The sequence below is a fragment of the Rhodococcus sp. 06-462-5 genome, from assembly GCF_002258315.1.
In the GTDB taxonomy this organism is placed as follows: Bacteria; Actinomycetota; Actinomycetes; order Mycobacteriales; family Mycobacteriaceae; genus Rhodococcoides.
The window spans coordinates 57103-74690 of sequence record NZ_NOYD01000038.1 but is presented as its reverse complement, the minus strand read 5'-3'; the positions used below and the strand labels follow the sequence as shown (position 1 = coordinate 74690).

Below are 17588 nucleotides of genomic sequence, written 5' to 3'. Positions count from 1 at the left end.
AATCACGAGCTACCGACAGACCGGGCCACGGCAGTCGTCGACACCCGTCGAACCGGAGACGCGATCGCGCATGCGGCATAGTGGTCGACGTGCCCGAGTTGAATCTGCATACGTTCGGACCCGCAGACGGTCCCCAAATCCTTGCCGTCCACGGTGTGACCGGCCACGGTGCCCGGTGGTGGGATCTCGCCGAGAACCACCTGCCCGAGGCCAGGATTCTGGCACCGGACCTCATCGGTCACGGCCATTCGACATCCACACCGCCCTGGGACATCGACGCACAGGTCACCGCTCTGAAATCCGTGCTCGACGCCCATGCGCATGGACCGGTGGTGGTTCTCGGGCACTCGTACGGCGGCGCGCTGGCCGTGCACCTCGCGCAGAAATTCCCCGAAGCGGTACGCGCCCTGGTGCTGCTCGATCCCGCGATCGCGTTGCCGCCGGAGGAATTGCTCGAAGTGGCCGAGGCGACCGCGAAGTTCCCCGATTACACCGACGCCGACGAAGCGCGCTCGGAGAAGATCCACGGAGCGTGGGCCGACGTGCCGACCGAACTCCTCGACCGCGAGATCACCGAACATCTGGTGCCGACCGACGACGGGAAAGTCGCGTGGCGGATGTCCATTCCGGCCGTCGTCGCGACGTGGGGCGAGCTGGCCCGCCCGCTGGTCGTTCCGGCCGAGAGCATCCCGACCGTCGTGGTGCGGGCGATGCGCGTCCAACCTCCCTATGTCACAGAGGAATTCCTCTCGGCTCTGCGAGACCGGCTGGGCGAGAATCTGCGTACCGTCGAACTCGACTGCGATCACATGGTCGGCCAGGCCAAGCCGGTCGAGGTCGCCGAACTGGTGCGATCCCTGCTGTAGATGGCCCCGATCACCGAAGCCCAGGTCGAGAGAGTTCGCGCGTTGGTCGCGTCGATCCCCCGGGGGTTCGTTGCCACCTACGGAGACATCGCGGCTGCCGCAGATCTGTCCAGCCCCCGCATCGTCGGATGGATCATGCGCACCGACTCTGCCGATCTGCCCTGGCATCGAGTTCTCGGCGCGAGCGGAAAGCCCGCCGCGCACCTGGCCTCGCGACAGCTCGAGACCCTGGCCGGCGAAGGCGTGCCGATACACGACGGGCGCGTGCCACTGAACTCGATACGGTTCGACTTCGGGGCGCTCCCACCGCCACCGCCGCCGACCACTAATCTCGGAGAATGAACATCAGGGACGCACTCGAGCAGTTCGACCCACGCCCCACGGCGAAGTACGCGCTGTCGAAGGCGAGCAGCTTCGTCGCCTCCGCCGGTCTCGTCGTCGACGAGGTCTCGGGCACCAGGGTTGCGGGGCACATCGATCTGACGGACGAACACTTCACTCCGTGGGGCGTGGTCCACGGCGGTGTCTATTCCACCGCCGTCGAGAGCGCCGCCAGCATCGGTGCCAGCGAGGCGGTCAAGGATCGCGGTGAGTTCGCGGTCGGCGTCCACAACGGCACCGACTTTCTGCGCGCCAGCAAGGGCGGACGCGTCGACGTTGTCGCAGAACCGTTGCAGCAGGGCCGCGTTCAGCAACTGTGGCTGGTCACGATCACCGCCTCGGACAGCGGCAAGACCATTGCGCGTGGGCAGGTTCGCCTGCAGAACGTGCCACTGCCGACATGACAGCGCTCGCACCATGACGCCGATCTGCGACGCGATCGTTCTCGCCGGCGGTCGAGGATCGAGGATGGCAGATCCCGAGCACTCCACCACGCCTGAAGAGGTCGACAAGCCTGCCATGACCGTCGGCGGGCGGCGCATGGTCGACATCGCCGTGGACGCAGTATCGAGTTGTCGCAGAACGGTTCTGGTGGGCCCGACCCGTACCGGAGTGCCCGAGCATGTGATGCAGACTCGCGAGTCGCCCGCAGGCGGTGGGCCCGTCGCCGCCCTCGCCGCGGGACTGCGATCACTCGACGACTGTGCAGATTCGGAGGGCACTGCAGATCTGGTTGTCGTAGTCGCGTCGGATCTGCCCTTTCTCGATGCCGCGGCGGTCGAATCGCTGATCGGTTCCATCTCGCACTCGCAGACCGACGCCGTCTTCGCCCGCGACAATGCTGGCCGCACGCAATTCCTGCTCGGGATCTGGCGACGATCCGCACTGCGTTCCGCACTGGCACAGCTGGATTCGGTGGAGGGTGCGCCCATGCGCACGATCCTTCCGCCCGATCATCTGGTGATCGCGGTGTCCGGTGTCGAGGACTGCGACACCCGCGCCGATCTTCTCGCCGCCCGCCTCGCCGTACGGCCGTCGGAGACACTCGAGGTGAGCGACGCACTCGAACGCATTCGGAACCGGATCTCCGTCCTGCCGATCCGGCGAATTCCTCTGCCGGACAGTGCTGGAACTGTCCTCGCGGAACCGCTCGTGACCCGGACCGCGTTGCCGGCAGTCGACATCTCCGCGATGGACGGCTACGCCGTCTGCGGCACCGAACCATGGACGCTGCGGCCCGATATCGCGTACGCCGGAAGCTCCGACATCGCCCGACTCACCGAAGGAACGGCCGTGCGTATTGCGACCGGCGCTGCGCTCCCGCCAGGAGCGACGTCGGTGGTTCGAGACGAGCACATGACCCGCGAGCCCGACGGTCCGGCTCGGCGCATGCCGACGGCCCCGCAGTCCGACGACACACGTCGACGCGGCGAGGACTGGCTGCCCGGTACCGAACTCGTCGCCGCAGGCGCCCCGATCGATGCCGCCGTACGGTCGCTCGCCGCCAGCGCAGAGGTGTTCGAGGTGGCGGTGCGCGGTCCGGTCCGCGGACGAGTGGTCATCAGCGGCAACGAGATTCGATCCACCGGACCACTCGCCCCCGGCGAGACCAGGGACGTTCTCGGCTCGGTGTTGCCGGAGTACCTGGCCCACTGCGGTATCGCCGTCGTCGATGTGACGTTGCTCGACGACACCGCGACGGGGTTTCGAGACGTGCTGACCCGAACCCGAGATGTGGACGTGATCATCGTCGTCGGGGCAACCGGAGGCGGGGCCGCCGATCAGCTCCGCGCCACCCTCGCCGGCCTCGATGCCGAGACGGTCGTCGGGCGAATGCGGATGCGTCCCGGCGGTTCTCAGATCACCGCGGCATTGCCCGACGGCACGGTGGTGCTCGGCCTACCGGGGAACCCGCTGGCGGCCGTCGGCACCGCGATGCTCACCGCGCCCGCCATCGTCGATGCCCTGACCGGTCGAACGGTGCGCCCCCCACGAATCGGCCTGTTGTCCAATGCCGCCGAGGTTCGATCCACCACTCCTCGCATCGTCCCGGTCACCGCGGACGGCACGCGGTGGCGAGCAGACACCCAGGTCCGCACGGCGCACCTGGCTCACCTCGTCGGCCGCGATGCACTGGCAGTGATTCCGGCCGAGGTCAGCGCCGACGAGCCGGTGACAATTCTTCCGTTGCCGCACCGCTAGATTCACCGAGAGCGCGAACACCCTCGTGGTAGCGCGCGACCACGAGATCGACGATCGCGGCATGCACTCCGAGCGGTTCACCGACGCCGTCGGCACCGGCGGCACTCAAACGAGTGTGAAAGAGCCCGCGCGCCAACAGATACGACGCCACGAACACACGGGGGTGCCCGTCCTCTCGTAGGGTCGACACCGCGTCGGACACGGTGGGGGTACTGGTGGCGACGTACCCGATCCGTACCGGGACCCGTGCGATGTCGGCCAACATCGCCGCGGCGCGCCGGTGTTCTTCCAACGCGCGAGTGTCGGAAGATCCTGCGGCAGCGAGCACGATGCAGTCACCCGACTGCCATCCGGCATCGCGCAGTCGGTCGAGCATGACCTCGGCCAGCACGAGGTCGGGTCCGAGAGCGCGGGTGACGGCAACCGAGGTGTGGGCGCTGTCTGCGATCTCTCGCGGCACATCGGTGTGCACGTGATAGCCCGATGCGAGAAAAGCCGGAACCACCACCGCCGACTCGGCGGTGTCGCGCAGCACCTCGGCCGGGGATGGCCCGAGGACGTCGACGAACGCCACTCGCGTGGTACCGATCTGCGTCGACACGGCATCGGCGAGTGCGGCGATCATCTCGACACCACGGGGGTTTCGGGTGCCGTGTGCAACCAACACCAGAGTCGGTGTCATCAGTACTTTCCTCCTTCGACGACGGCCGCACGCGCGTGCACGGCGGGCTCGTCGGAATCGCAGTCCGGTTCGGTCTCGATGTGATCGAGTGCGATGCGATAGCCGCGCTTGACCACGGTCTGGATTGCTTTCGGCGCGCCGAGCGAGGACCTGAGTCTGGTCATCGCGGTTTCCACCGCATGGGTGTCGCCGCCTCCGCCGGGCAGCGACGCCAACAGGTCCTCGCGGGAGACGACGCGTCCGGGATTGCGCGCCAATGTCTTCATCAGCGCCATGCCTGCCGGGGACACCGGTCGAACCTCACCGTCGACCACCACGCACTTTCCGCGCACACTGACCACGTGCCCACCCGCATGAAGCCGGCCGGATCGCCTCGGCAGCTCCTCGGCGATGTGCCGTGCCAGTGCCCCCAGACGCGCCCGTGCGGGCTGGGTGGTGGCCACATTCAGTTGTTCGAGGGGTGCGGCCGTGACCGGCCCGACGCAGGCCGGCAGCACTCTCGATCGCATCGATTGCAGCAGCGGTTCGAGCACGCCGTTCTCGTCGGCGCGCATCAGCATCGACGCCACCGCCGGTGCCGAGGTGAAGCTGAGGGCGTCCAGATCGCCGACGACGACGGCTTCGATCATCCGGTCCATCGGGCTCTGGTCGTCGGGTGCAGTCCAGCGGTACACCGGCACCGGAACCACTTCGGCGCCCGCGCAGCGCAACACCTCGCAGAAGTCGGGGACGGGCTCCCATTCGGTGGTCGCACCGTGCAGCTGCACCGCGACGCGTTTGCCCTCCACCCCTTCGGCGAGCAGATGTTCGAGTACCTCGGCCGAGGACTCCGAGGCGGGCGACCATTCCTCGCGCAGATCGGCCGCTCGAATGGCTCCCTTCGCCTTCGGTCCGCGAGCCAGCAGGCGGGACGCGCCCAGTGCGCGTCCCAGTTCTTCTGCCTGCCCCCACCCGTCCGCTGCCTCGATCCAGCCACGGAATCCGATTCCTGTTGTGGCCACGGTTATCTCGGGCGGATCGGCGATGACGGCGGCGGTGACGCGTTCGAGTTCGGCGTCGTCGGCCAGTGGGATGATGCGGATTGCGGGTGCATGCATCACGGTGGCACCGCGCCGCTCGAGCAGAGTCGCGAACTCCTCGGCTCGACGCGACGCTGTGATTCCGACCGTGAACCCGGCCAGAGGCGTTGCTGCCCCGGCGATTTCGCTCACGTAGATCCGCCGCGGACGAGCACGACACCCTCGACGCAGGAGACCTCGAACGATCCGAGGGTGACCTGCGGGTCGTCGAGGCAGCGCCCGTCGGCCAGGGAGAAGACCTGCTTGAGCAACGGCGATGCGACGGTGGGTTCGCCTCCACGGTCTCCCACCAGTCCGCGTGACATCACTGCTGCGTGCCCGTACGGATCGATGTTGCCCACCGCGAACAGTCGTCCGTCGTCGAGCAGGAACAGCGCCGCCTGGGTGCCGCCTCGCAGGAGCACCGCCACTCCGCGCCCCGGAATCAGCGCGTCGAGCGTGCAGGCCGGGGTCCAATCACGAGCGATGCCGTTCGGTACCGCTGTTGGTGACTTCACTGTTGATGAATCGATGACAGTCATGGCGCACCTCCTGATCAGCTATTCCACGTTGCTAGTGTTTCTGACCCGTTAAGTCGCGATTACTCGTCTGTGCACATGCACTCAGTTTCGTGACCTGCCGGTTGTCAGCTCCCGCGTCGGCTCACGCGCCGATACGTGGCATTCCCATCAGCACGGGTACCTTGCGCGCCCCGGACTCGTCGAACGCGATGGTGGGGTCGGCCTCGTCCGGAGCGTTGACGAAGGAGACGAATCGACCGAGCTTCTCGTCGTCTTCGAGCACGCCGGCCCACTCGTCCTTGTACCCGGCGACGTGGCGTTCCATGTCGGCCTCCAGCTCCGCGCCGATCCCGAGACTGTCCTCGCACACGACGGCTCTGAGGTGATCGAGTCCCCCGTCGAGCGATTCGAGCCACGGTGCCGTGCGCTGCAGCCGGTCGGCGGTACGCACGTAGAACATCAGGTAGCGGTCGATGTAGCTGACCAGGGTGGCATCGTCGAGGTTCGAGGCGAGCAATTGAGCATGCTTGGGCGACTGACCGCCGTTACCGCCCACGTACAGGTTCCAGCCGCCTTCCGTCGCAATGATCCCGACGTCCTTGCCGCGGGCCTCGGCGCATTCTCGCGCGCAACCCGAGACGCCGAACTTGATCTTGTGCGGCGACCGCAGACCGCGGTAGCGGTTCTCGAGATCGACCGCCATCCCCACCGAGTCCTGGACGCCGTAGCGGCACCAGGTGGACCCCACGCAACTCTTGACCGTCCGCAGTGACTTCCCGTACGCCTGGCCCGATTCCATGCCGGCGTCGACGAGCCGCTTCCAGATCGCCGGCAGCTGCTCGACGCGGGCACCGAACATGTCGATGCGCTGGCCTCCGGTCACCTTGGTGTACAGCCCGAAATCGCGAGCGACCTCACCGATGACGATGAGCTGCTCGGGCGTGCACTCGCCTCCTGGCATGCGGGGCACCACCGAGTAGGTGCCGTTCTTCTGGATGTTGGCCAGGAAGTGGTCGTTGGTGTCCTGCAGCGACGCCTGCTCGCCGTCGAGAATGTGATCCGAGGACGTCGACGCGAGAATCGATGCCACGACGGGCTTGCAGATGTCGCAGCCGGTTCCCGTGCCGTACTTGGCGATCAGCGACGAGAAGGTGCGGGTGTTCGTGGCCCGAACGATCTCGAACAGCTCGGCCCTGGACTGAGCGAAGTGCTCGCACAACGACTTCGACAGCACCACCCCGGATGCCGCCAGCAACGACTTGATGGACGGCAGGCATCCGCCGCAGGTGGTGCCCGCAGTGGTGCAGCTCTTCACGGCCGCCAGATCGCACGCCCCGTCGGCGATCGCCGAGCAGATCGCACCCTTGCTCACGCCGTTGCACGAGCAGATCTCGGCGTCGTCGGGCAGCGCACCGATACCGACCTGTTCGGCTGCCGGTGAGATCAGGGCACCCGGGTCGCCGGGCAACTCGCGTCCGACGAGCGGCCGCAGCAGCGAGTACGCGGAGGCGTCGCCGACGAGGATGCCGCCGAGGAGGGTCTTCGCGTCGTCGGTCACGACGAGCTTGGCGTACGTGCCCTTGGGCGCGTCGCTGAACACCACCTCGAGTGCACCCGGTGTGGCCGCCATCGCGTCGCCGAAACTCGCGACGTCGACGCCCATCAGCTTGAGCTTGGTGGACATGTCGGCACCCGGGAATTGCGCTGCGCCGCCGAGCAATCGGTCGGCCACGACCTCCGCCGTCGAATATCCGGGGGCGACCAGGCCGTAGCAGCGACCCTCCACTGCGGCACATTCGCCGATCGCGTAGACGGCAGGATCGGAGGTGCTGCAACCGATGTCGACCATGATGCCGCCGCGCTCACCGACCTCGAGACCGCTCTCGCGTGCCAGTCGGTCCTGCGGACGTACACCGGCGGAGAACACCAACAGCGCAGCGTCGATGGTGCTGCCGTCGCTCAGTTCGACCGTCAGGCCTGCGCTGTCGTTCTCGGAGATCGACGACGTGCCCACTCCCACATGCACGTTCAACCCGAGTTCGGTGACGAGGCGAGCCAACAGCGCGCCGCCGCCCTCGTCCACCTGCAGCGGCATCAACCGTGGAGCGAACTCGATGACGTGCGGGGTCATACCCATCTTCTTCAGCGCATTCGCCGCTTCGAGGCCGAGGAGGCCACCGCCGACAACCACGCCGACGGCTCCCGGTCCCGCGGCGTCGGCCCGGGCACGGATCCTGTCCAGGTCGTCGAGGGTGCGGTAGACGAAGCACGCGGGCAGGTCGTGTCCGGTGATCGGCGGCACGAACGGGTAGGAACCGGTGGCGAGGACGAGAGCGTCGTAGTCGACCGTGTCTCCCGCCGAGGTCAGGACTGTGCGGTGGTCGCGGTCGATGCGATCGGCCCGTACTCCGGTGCGCATCTCGACGAGTGCATCACCGGGATAGTCGTTGCCCGCCAGAGCGAGTTCCTTGTGGTCCCAGGCACCGACGTAGGACGACAGTCCCACCCTGTCGTACGCCGCCAGTGCCTCCTCGCACAGGACCGTGATCTTCCACTCGGCCGCCTCGTCCCGCGCACGCAATGCTTCGACGAATCGGTGTCCGACCATCCCGTGACCTACCACTACCGCGTTCTTCATTGCGGGTCCTTCCGATCTACGTTGCCGTGCAGTGTGTTTCGTTGTATCCGGTGATGGACCCTCAGACGGCGACCGGGGCGTCGGCATCGGCGGAATTCGTCTTGCGCAGGTAGACCGCCCAGGTGACGAGGGCGCACACGACGTAGAAGGCGAGGAACACCCAGAACGCCGTCGTCGCGGACTTCGCGGTGCCCGAGTACGACGCCCTCAGCACCAGGTTGATTCCCACTCCGCCGAGAGCGCCGATCGCACCGGCGATGCCGATGAGTGCCCCGGACATCTTGCGCGACCAGTGCTGCTGCTCGTCGACGGTCATGCCCTGCAGCGCAACCGATTTCGCGGCGAAGATTGCGGGGATCATCTTGTAGACCGATCCGTTTCCGATACCGGAGAGCAGGAAGAGTGCGATGAATCCGACGACGAAGAGCACCATCACCGTGCCGCTGGCCGCCCCCGGCGTCGAATCGTCCCAGGTACTGGCCGCGACCAGAATTCCGGTGGCGAACGTCATGGCCACGAACGTGTACAGGGTGATCTTGCCGCCACCGATCTTGTCGGCGAGCTTGCCGCCGAACGGACGCGACAGCGATCCCAGCAACGGTCCGATGAAGGCGATCTGAGCGGCCTGCAGCGATGCCTGCGCCTGCAGAGCGGGAGTCGAGGGTCCGCCGTCGGTGAGTCCGGCGAGGAAGTTGATCTGCAGTACCTGGCCGAACGCGAAGCTGAAGCCGATGAACGATCCGAACGTGCCGATGTACAGGAAGGCGATCCACCACGAGTCCGAGAACTTCAACACGTCGATCATGGAGCGCCCGTTGGTCTTCTGGTTGTCGAGGTTGTCCATGTACAACGCGGCACCGACGGCGGCCACTGCGATGAACACGAGATAGACGGCGCAGACGATCTCGGGAGCGGTGTTGCCGATGGTGGCGATGACGAGCAAGCCGATGAGCTGGATGACGGGTACACCGATGTTGCCGCCGCCCGCATTCAGGCCGAGCGCCCATCCCTTCTCGCGTTGAGGATAGAACGCGTTGATGTTCGTCATCGAGGATGCGAAGTTACCTCCGCCGAGTCCGGCGAACGCCGCAACGATGATGTACGTGGTGTACGACGCCGGGTTGAGCATGAAGTACATCGTCAGCACGGTGGGAATCAGGAGCACCAGCGCACTGAAGATGGTCCAGTTCCGCCCGCCGAACTTGGCCGTGGCAAAAGTGTACGGAATCCGCAGAATTGCGCCGACGAGCGTGGGGACGGCCACGAGGAAGAACTTGCCCGCCGCGTCGATGCCGTAGACCGACAACGGCATGAACAGCACCATCACCGACCAGATCGACCAGATCGAGAATCCGACGTGCTCGGCGATGACCGACCAGATCAGGTTGCGCTTGGCGATCTGCTTGCCCCCGGCCTCCCAGGCCTCGACGTCCTCGGAATTCCAGTGCGCGATGTGATGGTTCACGGAGACGGGAACCGTTCCGGGTGGAACGGTCGCCGTGGTGGCTGAGCCGGCGTCTGCCGAAGCGCTGCGAGAAAGGCTGGTCACGTGTGGCCTCCTGATCGGTGTGTGAACCGAAGATAGGAAAGCCATGTTGCAGCGGCGCTGCGTGCGGTGACTCGGAAGATTAACTTGGTCTCACGCGCTCACCCACACCGTCGTGAGATGAAGCGTCGACAGTCGCTCTGCGTCACCAGGTGTCTTCGAGCATCCTCGGTCGGCAGCACAGGAACCCTCCGACCAGCAGAACCGCCACGCAACCGGTCAGCAGCATCAACGGGAGTCCCCAGCCGCCGGACCGCGTGTGCAGCAGCCCGAACAGAATCGGACCGGTCGAGGACACCACGTAGCCCAACCCCTGGGTGAATCCCGAGAGCGAGGACGATCCCACCGCAGTGCGCGTCCTGAGGTTGATCAGCGTCAGCGACATCGGGAAGGTCATCGTGCCCAGCCCGACCAGACACACCCACACGACCGTACCGGCCGTCGGCGACCAGTGCAGGCCCGCGAAGCCGCCGAGATAGCACGCCGCCGCGACCACCACGATGCCGTACGGATTACGCACCCGCGCACAGAGAGTCGGCGCGGCGAGCGACGTGATCAGGCCCATCGCCCCGAATGCGGCCACCGACGCACCCGCCAGGGCTTCGCCGATACCCGCATCGATCAACAGCGTCGGCAGCCACGTCAACATCGCATAGGTGATCGTGGACGTCATCGCGAACATCAGCACCATCCCCCACGCCAGCGAGGACCGGTGGATTCGGCCGCTCGGCTCCACGTGCACCGCGTCCGATCCGGCCTCGGCCGTCACATCCTTCTCGTCGTGGCCGCGTCGGGCCACCACGACACCGAGCCACGGCAGTGCTGCTGCCAGGCCGACGACCGCCCAGATTCCGATGGACAGCCGCCACCCGTTGGCGTCGGCGACGGGGACCGCCAGCAGAGGCGGCACCATGGTGCTGACCTGCAGGGCGCAGATGTAGATGGTGCTCACCACGGCGAGTCGGTCGGAGAAGTAGCGTTTGACCAGCGGCGGGATGACGACGTTGCCGATGCCCATGCCGGCGAGGGCGATCGCGGACAGCGCCAACAACGCCGTGGTGTTCGGCGCGAACGCGCGGGTGGCCATACCGATGGTGGTCAGTGCCATGGCCAGCAATGCGGCCCGCTCGAGCCCCGTGCGCTTGGCAAGAAACGGCGTTGCCAAACCGAACACTGCGAACATCGCGGGAGGCAACATGCCCACGATGCCGATCACCGTGGCACCGAATTCGAGGTCGGTGCCGATTCTGCCGAACAGCGGGCTGATCGAGGTCACGGCAGCGCGCAGAGTCAATGCGGACAGAACGATGGCGGAGAAGACCAGAATCCGCCCGCGCAGGAGCGAGGTACCGACAATTCGGCCGGCGGGGACGGTGGGCGCACTCACCGCGCAATCATAGGATGACCGGATCATTGGGTGCAAAGTATTACTATCGACGCTGCACCATCCCCGGCATGAGGAGCCCACGTGCGGCAGGTCCAGCGATCGAGCCTGATTTCCCAGGTAACGGCTGCGCTGCGCGCGGAGATCACGTCGCAGCGATGGCCGGTGGGTACCCGCATTCCCACCGAAGCCGAACTGTGCGAGATGACCGGTACCGGGCGCAACACCGTGCGCGAAGCAGTGCAGGCACTCGTTCATGCAGGCATGGTCGAACGCAGGCAGGGCTCGGGCACATTCGTCATGACGTGCTCCGACGTCGGCGGAACCCTGGGCAAGTACTTCTCGGACGCCCGGCACCGCGACGTCACCGAGCTACGCGAAACCCTGGAAGTCACTGCAGCGGCACTTGCGGCCGACCGACGCGACGACGCCGACATCCGTGCCATGCTGGCCGCGCTGGCCGATCGCAATGCGGCATGGTCCGACGAGACTCCGCTGGCCGATGCCGTTCGGATCGACGCACGCCTGCACCGCGCCATCGTCGCGGCCAGCCACAACGCCATCTATCTGGAGTTCTACGATTCGCTGTTACCGGTGATCCACGATGCCATGCGCCACCATGCCACCCAGCACGACGACGATTACATCGAAGAACACACCGCACTCGTGGCAGCGGTCATCGGAGGTGACGCCGCCCGTGCGATGCAGGCGGCCAGGTCACTGTTCCACGAACTCTCCGAATCCCCGGCTCGCGCAACGGATCTCCCAGCTCGCGCAGCGGAATTCACAGAATGAGGCGCACCAGATCGGCTGTTCGCGCCAAGCCGGGAAAGGCCTCCGACGTCGATCGCGGGTGAAGTGCGTGCACTGCGAGACGAAACATCAACGCGCGCAGCAACATCTGCGGCCATTCCGGAAGATCGTCCCAGCGGCCGACCAGACCGTCGTCGGCGTCACCCCAGGACAGTGCGTCCACCACGGCCACCCCGGCAGCCCAGGGCGCGGGACGCCAGTACGGGGTGATGTCGCTGATCCCGGGAGCGTCGCTTCCGGAGAACAACACCGTTCCGAACAGATCACCGTGCACCAACTGGTCGGGCGACTCGACGGGCTTGCGTAGTGTCGCAAGCTGTTTGACCAATTCCAGGCTGCTCTTGCCATCACTGGACGACGGCTCGGGTGCCCCGGCGCCGCGAGCAGAGCGCAGCGGAACCGCTTCCCAGGCAGCTCTGTCGGCAGCAACGAACACGTCCACGTCGGCCCACGGGGCCACGGGAGGCTGAACCAGAAATCGGGGTCGCTCGAGTTGCGCGGTCGCCGCGTGCAGCCGCATCGACAACGAGACGACCTCGTCGTGGCGGGGCTCCGGTTCGCCGGCGACGAACGTGTCTGCGCGCCAGCCCGACACGACGTATCGGCCGTCGGTCGAACGCACCGGTCGGGCGAGACGAACCCCGTCGACGGTCAATGTCTCGCGTACCTTGGCCGACCACGCGGCGCGGGCATGGTCTGCCACCGGAGACAGGACGACGTCACCCAGACGCCATCCACCGTCCCAGTCCGCACCGAGAGGTGCAGGCTCGACATCGCGCAGCCCGAACGTAGAGATCACGTGCTGAGGAGGTTCGACAGAGCTCACGAGCGTCACGCTACCGCCGATCGCGGTGCCACTGCGGACGACGCGCACACGGACCGCATCAGTACATGGGCAAACCGGGATCGATCTGCTTGGCCCACTCCACTATTCCGCCGTGCAGATGGGCGGCATCGGCGAAACCGGCACCGACGAGGGCGGAGAGCACCTCCGCGGACCTGATGCCGGTTTTGCAGTAGAGCACGATGGGGATGTGCTGCGGTAGATCCGCCATCACCGCCCCCGACAGGATCCGATCCTTCGGTATCGAACGCGCACCGTCGATGCGGACGATGTCCCACTCCACCGGCTCACGCACGTCGATGAGGGCGATCTCGCGACCGGACTCCATCATTTCGCGCAGCTCCGCCGGGGTGATCGACTCGCCGGTGGATTCGGTGGCCGGGGCCACTCCGCAGAATGTCTCGTAATCGATCAGCTCGGTGATCGGCGTTCGATGCGGGTCCCGAGTCAGACCGACGGTTCGATAGTTCATCGCCAGCGCGTCGTAGATCATCAATCGGCCCAGCAGCGTCTCGCCGATTCCGGTGATGAGCTTGATGGCCTCGGTCACCATGACCGATCCGATCGACGCGCACAGCACCCCCAGCACCCCACCTTCGGCGCACGAGGGCACCATGCCCGGCGGCGGAGCCTCGGGGTACAGGTCGCGATAGTTGATGCCTGCGTCGCCGGGGGCCTGATCCCAGAACACCGACACCTGCCCCTCGAACCGGTAGATCGAACCCCACACGTACGGGATTCCGACCAGCGCGGCCGCGTCGTTGACCAGGTATCGGGTGGCGAAGTTGTCGGCCCCGTCGAGGACGAGGTCGTACTGCCGAAAGAGCTCGAGCGCGTTCGACGAGTCGAGTCGAACACGGTGCAGCGCCACCTCGACGCCGTCGTTGAGTTCGAGAATCGAGTCCCTGGCACTGTCGGCCTTCGGACGACCCACGTCGGATCGGCCGTGGATGATCTGCCGTTGCAGATTCGACAGTTCGACATCGTCGAATTCCACGATGCCCAGAGTCCCGACACCGGCGGCCGCGAGGTAGAGCAGCGCGGGTGAGCCCAGTCCCCCGGCACCGACGACGAGTACGCGGGCGTTGCGCAGTCGCTTCTGACCGTCGGTTCCCACACTGGGAATGATCAGGTGCCTGCTGTATCGGGCGACGTCCTCGGGCGTCAGTTCGCCTGCGGGTTCGACCAGCGGGGGTAGGTGGACCACGACGCAGCGACGCTCCTCGACTCGACACGGCGACCGAGTACCCGGCTCGCCACGTTCGAATCTAATCCCCCGGCCCGTCCTGAACCCAGCCGATCAGCCTCGCGGGTAGGGCCACGGATTGAAACGGCACGTCTTGCCGTCCATCGGAACGACTCCCGCGGGATCCAGTCGAGCGATGTCGTCGTTGGACGTTCCGAATGTCTGCTGCATCATCACCGGTGCGAGCCCGCCGTCGGTCTCGCACGGTTGGTGCTGCTGGTAGCCGATCGCGTGGCCGACCTCATGATTGATCTGGTACTGACGGTACGAGCCGATGTCGCCCTGGAACGAGATCGCTCCACGCACCCATCTCGGCTCGTTCAGCACCACACGCTCGATGCCGGGGTTGTAACAGGAGACCTCGAGCTGGATGTCGTAGCCACAGGCCTGCCGGATCGACATCTGCGACGTCAGAGAGATCCTGAAGTCCGGATCACCCTGATCGATTCGACGGAATCCGAACCGTGGGTCGTTCGTCCAACTCTTGGGGTTGGCGAGGGTCTGATCCACCAATCGACCGAACGACTCGTCGCCGCCGAACCCGACCGTGTCGACGCCGTCCTCCACCTCGACCGTGTAGGTGAACACCCGCTCGGTCCCCTGACCCACCTGCTCGGTGGTGCCCGGCACGATGTGCCACGTTCCGGCTCCCTGCACCGCGAACGGACCACCGTCGGGTAGTTCACCCGATGAGATAGAAGCCGCGAAGTTTCCGTCGGCCTGCGGCGGCACGCCGATGACGCCGGTGCCCGACGTCGTATCCGCACTCAAGGTGCCGAATCCGGGATCGGCGTTGGTGGACTGCGCCGCAGTGCCGGTGACGGGGTCACCCGTACGCACGGCATCGAACACGACGAGAGCGGTGACAACGATCAGAATCGGAACCGCGTACGCCCGCCAGCCGTACGTGGACGCGAACTTTCCGAGCTTGCTCTGCTTCCTGATGTCGCGATCCGGTCGACGACTGCGTTGCTTGACCTCGCGTTGCGTCGGGTCCCACTGCGCGCGAAGCGGTTGATGCGACCCACGACTTCCCACGGTGCGTGGGAAATCGTCCGACCGATCGTCGTAACTCTCGTCGACGCCGCCCGACTGCACACCACCGCGGATACGCGGCCCGCCTCGGTCAGTCACTCGCTCACGATCTCACAATCCTCACCGCCCGCTGCTCGGCACGCCGATACCGGGAACGGAACTATCGGGTTTTCGGTACGGAAACATCGTACGAACAAACCGCTCGACATGATCCGGTATTGCCCACTTTCCGCAACGGTCCCCCCAGGATCCCGTGGGTGGGGGCAGCCACGAGTATCGTTGCCCGTGATCTGCGCTACGCGCGGTCCGAACCGACGGCCACCCGCCGGAAGTTCATGCCGGACCGTTCGTTGTCGAACCAAGACGAGCGCAGCTGTCGACGCGGATGGGAACATAATTGATGACAGATCTCGACGACCGGCGGTCTTCCGACCGGCCGGCCACCACCGGCAATCGCCGCGGCGCACGGTTGCCGCGCGATGCTCGTCGGGCGCAACTGCTCGCTGCTGCGAGCGAAATATTCGTGACCCGCGGATATCACGCATCCGGAATGGACGAGATCGCCGAATGCGCCGGTGTCAGCAAACCGGTCCTGTACCAGCACTTCCCGGGAAAGCTCGAGCTGTATCTGGCGGTGCTGCAGAGCTACGTCGACACCCTGATCGCAGGAGTGCGCCAGGCCCTGCGCTCGACCACGGACAATCGGCAACGCGTCCGTGCTGCGGTGCTGGCGTTCTACGACTTCGTCGACACCGACACTCAGGGCTTCCGCCTGGTATTCGAGTCCGATCTGATGGGCGACCCGCAGGTCAATGCGCGCGTCGAGCAGGCGACCGAAGCGTGTGTCGACGCCGTCTTCGATCTGGTTGCCCACGACTCCGGACTCGATCCGTACCGGGCCCGCGTACTGGCTGTCGGCCTGGTCGGTGCCAGCCAGTTCACCGCTCGGTACTGGCTCGAAGCCGACCGGCCGATCTCCAAGGAAGACGCCGTCGACACCACGGTGTCGCTGGCCTGGGGCGGTCTGTCACACGTTCCCCTGCAGGCACCGTAGGTACGAACCCACGAACGCAACACGCCCCTCACTCGATGCGAGTGAGGGGCGTGTTTTCGTTCCGAGCCGTCTCAGGCGGTCGCGAATCCGACCTTCCGAGCATCGGACGGACCGATCTCGACGTACGACACCTTGGAAGCCTGAATCAAGAACTTGCGTCCCTTCTCGTCCTCCAACGACAGCACTCCGTCCTTACCGGCGAAGGCGGTCGATACGAGCGCTTCGACCTCGGCCGGGGACTGCGTGCTGTTCACGACGAGCTCACGGGAACTCTCCGAAACACCGATCTTGACCTCCACGGTCAACCTCCGAACTCTCGACAACTCTGCTCACGCCAGGCTAGTGCAGCGGCCTCGCCCCGGACGCCCGACGCCCTGTGCTGTCAGCGAACACCGCCCTGTGCTGTCAGCGAACAGTGCCCTGTGCGGTCAGTCCAGGCCGAGGGAGGACATCCGTTCGGCGTGCTGTTCCTGCATGCGATCGAACAGTGCGACCACTCCGTTGAGGTCTCCCGACGCAGTGATGACGAGATCGGTCAGTGACTCGCGGCGAGCGAGAACGAACTGCGCCTGGGTGATGGCCTCACCGAGCAGACGACGACCCCACAGCATCAGTCGTGCTTTGTCCTGCGAGCTCGCGCGAACCCGGTCGGACACCTCGTGCACCACGAACTCCGAGTGCCCCGTCTCGGCGAGCACCTCGCGAACGATCTCGGCCACCTCGGGGTCGAGACTGTGCGCGATCTGCCGGTAGAAATCGGCCGCGATGCCGTCACCCACGTACGCCTTGACCAACGACTCCAACCACGTCGACGGCGTCGTCGACTCGTGGTACTCGTCCAGCGCGCGAACGAACGGATCCATCGAGGCGTAGACGTCGAGGCCACGGTCCGACAGGGCTTTCTGCAACGTCTCGAAGTGGCTCATCTCCGCGGCCGCCATGCTCGCCAGCGCGACGCGACCTTCCATGGACGGAGCCATCCGGGCGTCCTCGGCCAGGCGATAGAACGCCGAGATCTCGCCGTAGGCGAGCACTGCGAACAGATCCGGAATACCGGGGTGATCGTGCGCGATCGCCGGCTCGACTCGGTCCGACTCGACGAGAGTGGTGGGTGAAACTGCGGACGACGGCTCCGACGAATGGGCTCCCATGCGGGCAATCGTAGTCCGGTGCCCGGCGCCTCGTCTCGGCGCGCGCCGGACCTGCCGCGACCTGCCGACAATGGAGAATTCCGTTCGGCAAGCTACCATGGTGCTCGATCGTCGCTCACGGACCGATGGAACGGACCGAAGAAGTACGCGACGGTCATCGATAATGT

Annotated in this window: 17 protein-coding genes; 6 read left to right on the top strand and 11 right to left on the bottom strand. The window is 66.0% G+C overall.

Annotated features, from left to right (window positions below; all coding sequences use genetic code 11):
- Positions 1–89 precede the first annotated feature (89 nt).
- Genes CH251_RS17575 through CH251_RS17560 form a run of 4 tightly spaced genes read left to right on the top strand, consistent with a single transcriptional unit; the run spans position 90 to position 3449 of the window.
- Complete coding sequence (locus CH251_RS17575) at positions 90–866, top strand: alpha/beta hydrolase (protein ID WP_094614486.1); 777 nt, start codon at positions 90–92, stop codon at positions 864–866.
- On the top strand, positions 867–1208 hold the full coding sequence (locus CH251_RS17570; RefSeq protein WP_094614281.1) for an MGMT family protein: 342 nt from the start codon (positions 867–869) through the stop codon (positions 1206–1208).
- Complete coding sequence (locus CH251_RS17565; protein WP_256979144.1) at positions 1205–1651, top strand: PaaI family thioesterase; 447 nt, start codon at positions 1205–1207, stop codon at positions 1649–1651. Before CH251_RS17570 ends, CH251_RS17565 begins: the two co-directional genes overlap by 4 nt.
- A 13-nt stretch (positions 1652–1664) precedes the next feature.
- Positions 1665–3449: an NTP transferase domain-containing protein gene (locus CH251_RS17560; protein ID WP_094614280.1), complete on the top strand. Its 1785-nt coding sequence runs from the start codon at positions 1665–1667 to the stop codon at positions 3447–3449.
- Here the strand turns inward: CH251_RS17560 and CH251_RS17555 are convergent.
- From CH251_RS17555 to CH251_RS17530, 6 genes are all read right to left on the bottom strand, one after another.
- Complete coding sequence (locus CH251_RS17555) at positions 3403–4131, bottom strand: sirohydrochlorin chelatase (RefSeq protein ID WP_094614279.1); 729 nt, start codon at positions 4129–4131, stop codon at positions 3403–3405. The genes CH251_RS17560 and CH251_RS17555 overlap by 47 nt on opposite strands.
- A complete protein-coding gene (locus tag CH251_RS17550; protein WP_094614278.1) occupies positions 4131–5342 on the bottom strand; it encodes a uroporphyrinogen-III synthase in 1212 nt (403 codons plus the stop codon). Before CH251_RS17550 ends, CH251_RS17555 begins: the two co-directional genes overlap by 1 nt.
- A complete protein-coding gene (nirD, locus tag CH251_RS17545) occupies positions 5339–5731 on the bottom strand; it encodes a nitrite reductase small subunit NirD (RefSeq protein WP_032398305.1) in 393 nt (130 codons plus the stop codon). Before nirD ends, CH251_RS17550 begins: the two co-directional genes overlap by 4 nt.
- A gap of 121 nt (positions 5732–5852) precedes the next feature.
- A complete protein-coding gene (gene nirB / locus CH251_RS17540; RefSeq protein WP_094614277.1) occupies positions 5853–8348 on the bottom strand; it encodes a nitrite reductase large subunit NirB in 2496 nt (831 codons plus the stop codon).
- 61 nt (positions 8349–8409) lie between these two features.
- Positions 8410–9813, bottom strand: coding sequence for a NarK/NasA family nitrate transporter (locus CH251_RS17535; RefSeq protein WP_094614484.1), 1404 nt, complete (start codon positions 9811–9813; stop codon positions 8410–8412).
- 226 nt (positions 9814–10039) lie between these two features.
- Positions 10040–11281, bottom strand: coding sequence for an MFS transporter (locus CH251_RS17530; RefSeq protein ID WP_094614483.1), 1242 nt, complete (start codon positions 11279–11281; stop codon positions 10040–10042).
- An 81-nt stretch (positions 11282–11362) separates the two neighbouring features.
- Here CH251_RS17530 and CH251_RS17525 point away from each other — a divergent pair, with 81 nt between their 5' ends.
- Positions 11363–12073, top strand: a complete 711-nt coding sequence (locus CH251_RS17525; RefSeq protein WP_094614276.1) for a FadR/GntR family transcriptional regulator — start codon at positions 11363–11365, stop codon at positions 12071–12073.
- Here the strand turns inward: CH251_RS17525 and CH251_RS17520 are convergent.
- The 3 genes from CH251_RS17520 to CH251_RS17510 all read right to left on the bottom strand — a co-directional run bounded on the left by CH251_RS17520 (position 12063) and on the right by CH251_RS17510 (position 15315).
- Entirely contained in the window at positions 12063–12917 is an 855-nt protein-coding gene (locus CH251_RS17520; RefSeq protein ID WP_094614482.1) for a TIGR02569 family protein, read from the bottom strand. The two genes, CH251_RS17525 and CH251_RS17520, sit on opposite strands and share 11 nt — an antisense overlap.
- 58 nt (positions 12918–12975) lie before the next feature.
- A complete protein-coding gene (moeZ, locus tag CH251_RS17515) occupies positions 12976–14142 on the bottom strand; it encodes an adenylyltransferase/sulfurtransferase MoeZ (RefSeq protein ID WP_094614275.1) in 1167 nt (388 codons plus the stop codon).
- A 93-nt stretch (positions 14143–14235) separates the two neighbouring features.
- Positions 14236–15315, bottom strand: coding sequence for a DUF3152 domain-containing protein (locus tag CH251_RS17510; protein ID WP_179273395.1), 1080 nt, complete (start codon positions 15313–15315; stop codon positions 14236–14238).
- A gap of 301 nt (positions 15316–15616) precedes the next feature.
- Here CH251_RS17510 and CH251_RS17505 point away from each other — a divergent pair, with 301 nt between their 5' ends.
- Positions 15617–16270: a TetR/AcrR family transcriptional regulator gene (locus CH251_RS17505; protein ID WP_032397680.1), complete on the top strand. Its 654-nt coding sequence runs from the start codon at positions 15617–15619 to the stop codon at positions 16268–16270.
- Positions 16271–16341: 71 nt separating this feature from the next.
- On the opposite strand, the gene CH251_RS17500 is transcribed toward CH251_RS17505, so the two are convergent.
- On the bottom strand, positions 16342–16569 hold the full coding sequence (locus CH251_RS17500) for a DUF3107 domain-containing protein (protein ID WP_032397679.1): 228 nt from the start codon (positions 16567–16569) through the stop codon (positions 16342–16344).
- 129 nt (positions 16570–16698) lie between these two features.
- The gene (locus CH251_RS17495) at positions 16699–17421 is read right to left on the bottom strand and encodes a ferritin-like domain-containing protein (protein WP_256979143.1); all 723 of its coding nucleotides are present in this window, start codon (positions 17419–17421) and stop codon (positions 16699–16701) included.
- Between the last annotated feature and the right edge of the window lie 167 nt (positions 17422–17588).

Bases quoted from the DNA above. Each gene is read 5' to 3' on its own strand.
- CH251_RS17570 (WP_094614281.1), top strand. From the start codon at position 867: ATGGCCCCGATCACCGAAGCCCAGGTCGAGAGAGTTCGCGCGTTGGTC.
- CH251_RS17565 (WP_256979144.1), top strand. From the start codon at position 1,205: ATGAACATCAGGGACGCACTCGAGCAGTTCGACCCACGCCCCACGGCG.
- CH251_RS17560 (WP_094614280.1), top strand. From the start codon at position 1,665: ATGACGCCGATCTGCGACGCGATCGTTCTCGCCGGCGGTCGAGGATCG.
- CH251_RS17555 (WP_094614279.1), bottom strand. From the start codon at position 4,131: ATGACACCGACTCTGGTGTTGGTTGCACACGGCACCCGAAACCCCCGT.
- nirD (WP_032398305.1), bottom strand. From the start codon at position 5,731: ATGACTGTCATCGATTCATCAACAGTGAAGTCACCAACAGCGGTACCG.
- nirB (WP_094614277.1), bottom strand. From the start codon at position 8,348: ATGAAGAACGCGGTAGTGGTAGGTCACGGGATGGTCGGACACCGATTC.
- CH251_RS17505 (WP_032397680.1), top strand. From the start codon at position 15,617: ATGACAGATCTCGACGACCGGCGGTCTTCCGACCGGCCGGCCACCACC.
- CH251_RS17495 (WP_256979143.1), bottom strand. From the start codon at position 17,421: ATGGGAGCCCATTCGTCGGAGCCGTCGTCCGCAGTTTCACCCACCACT.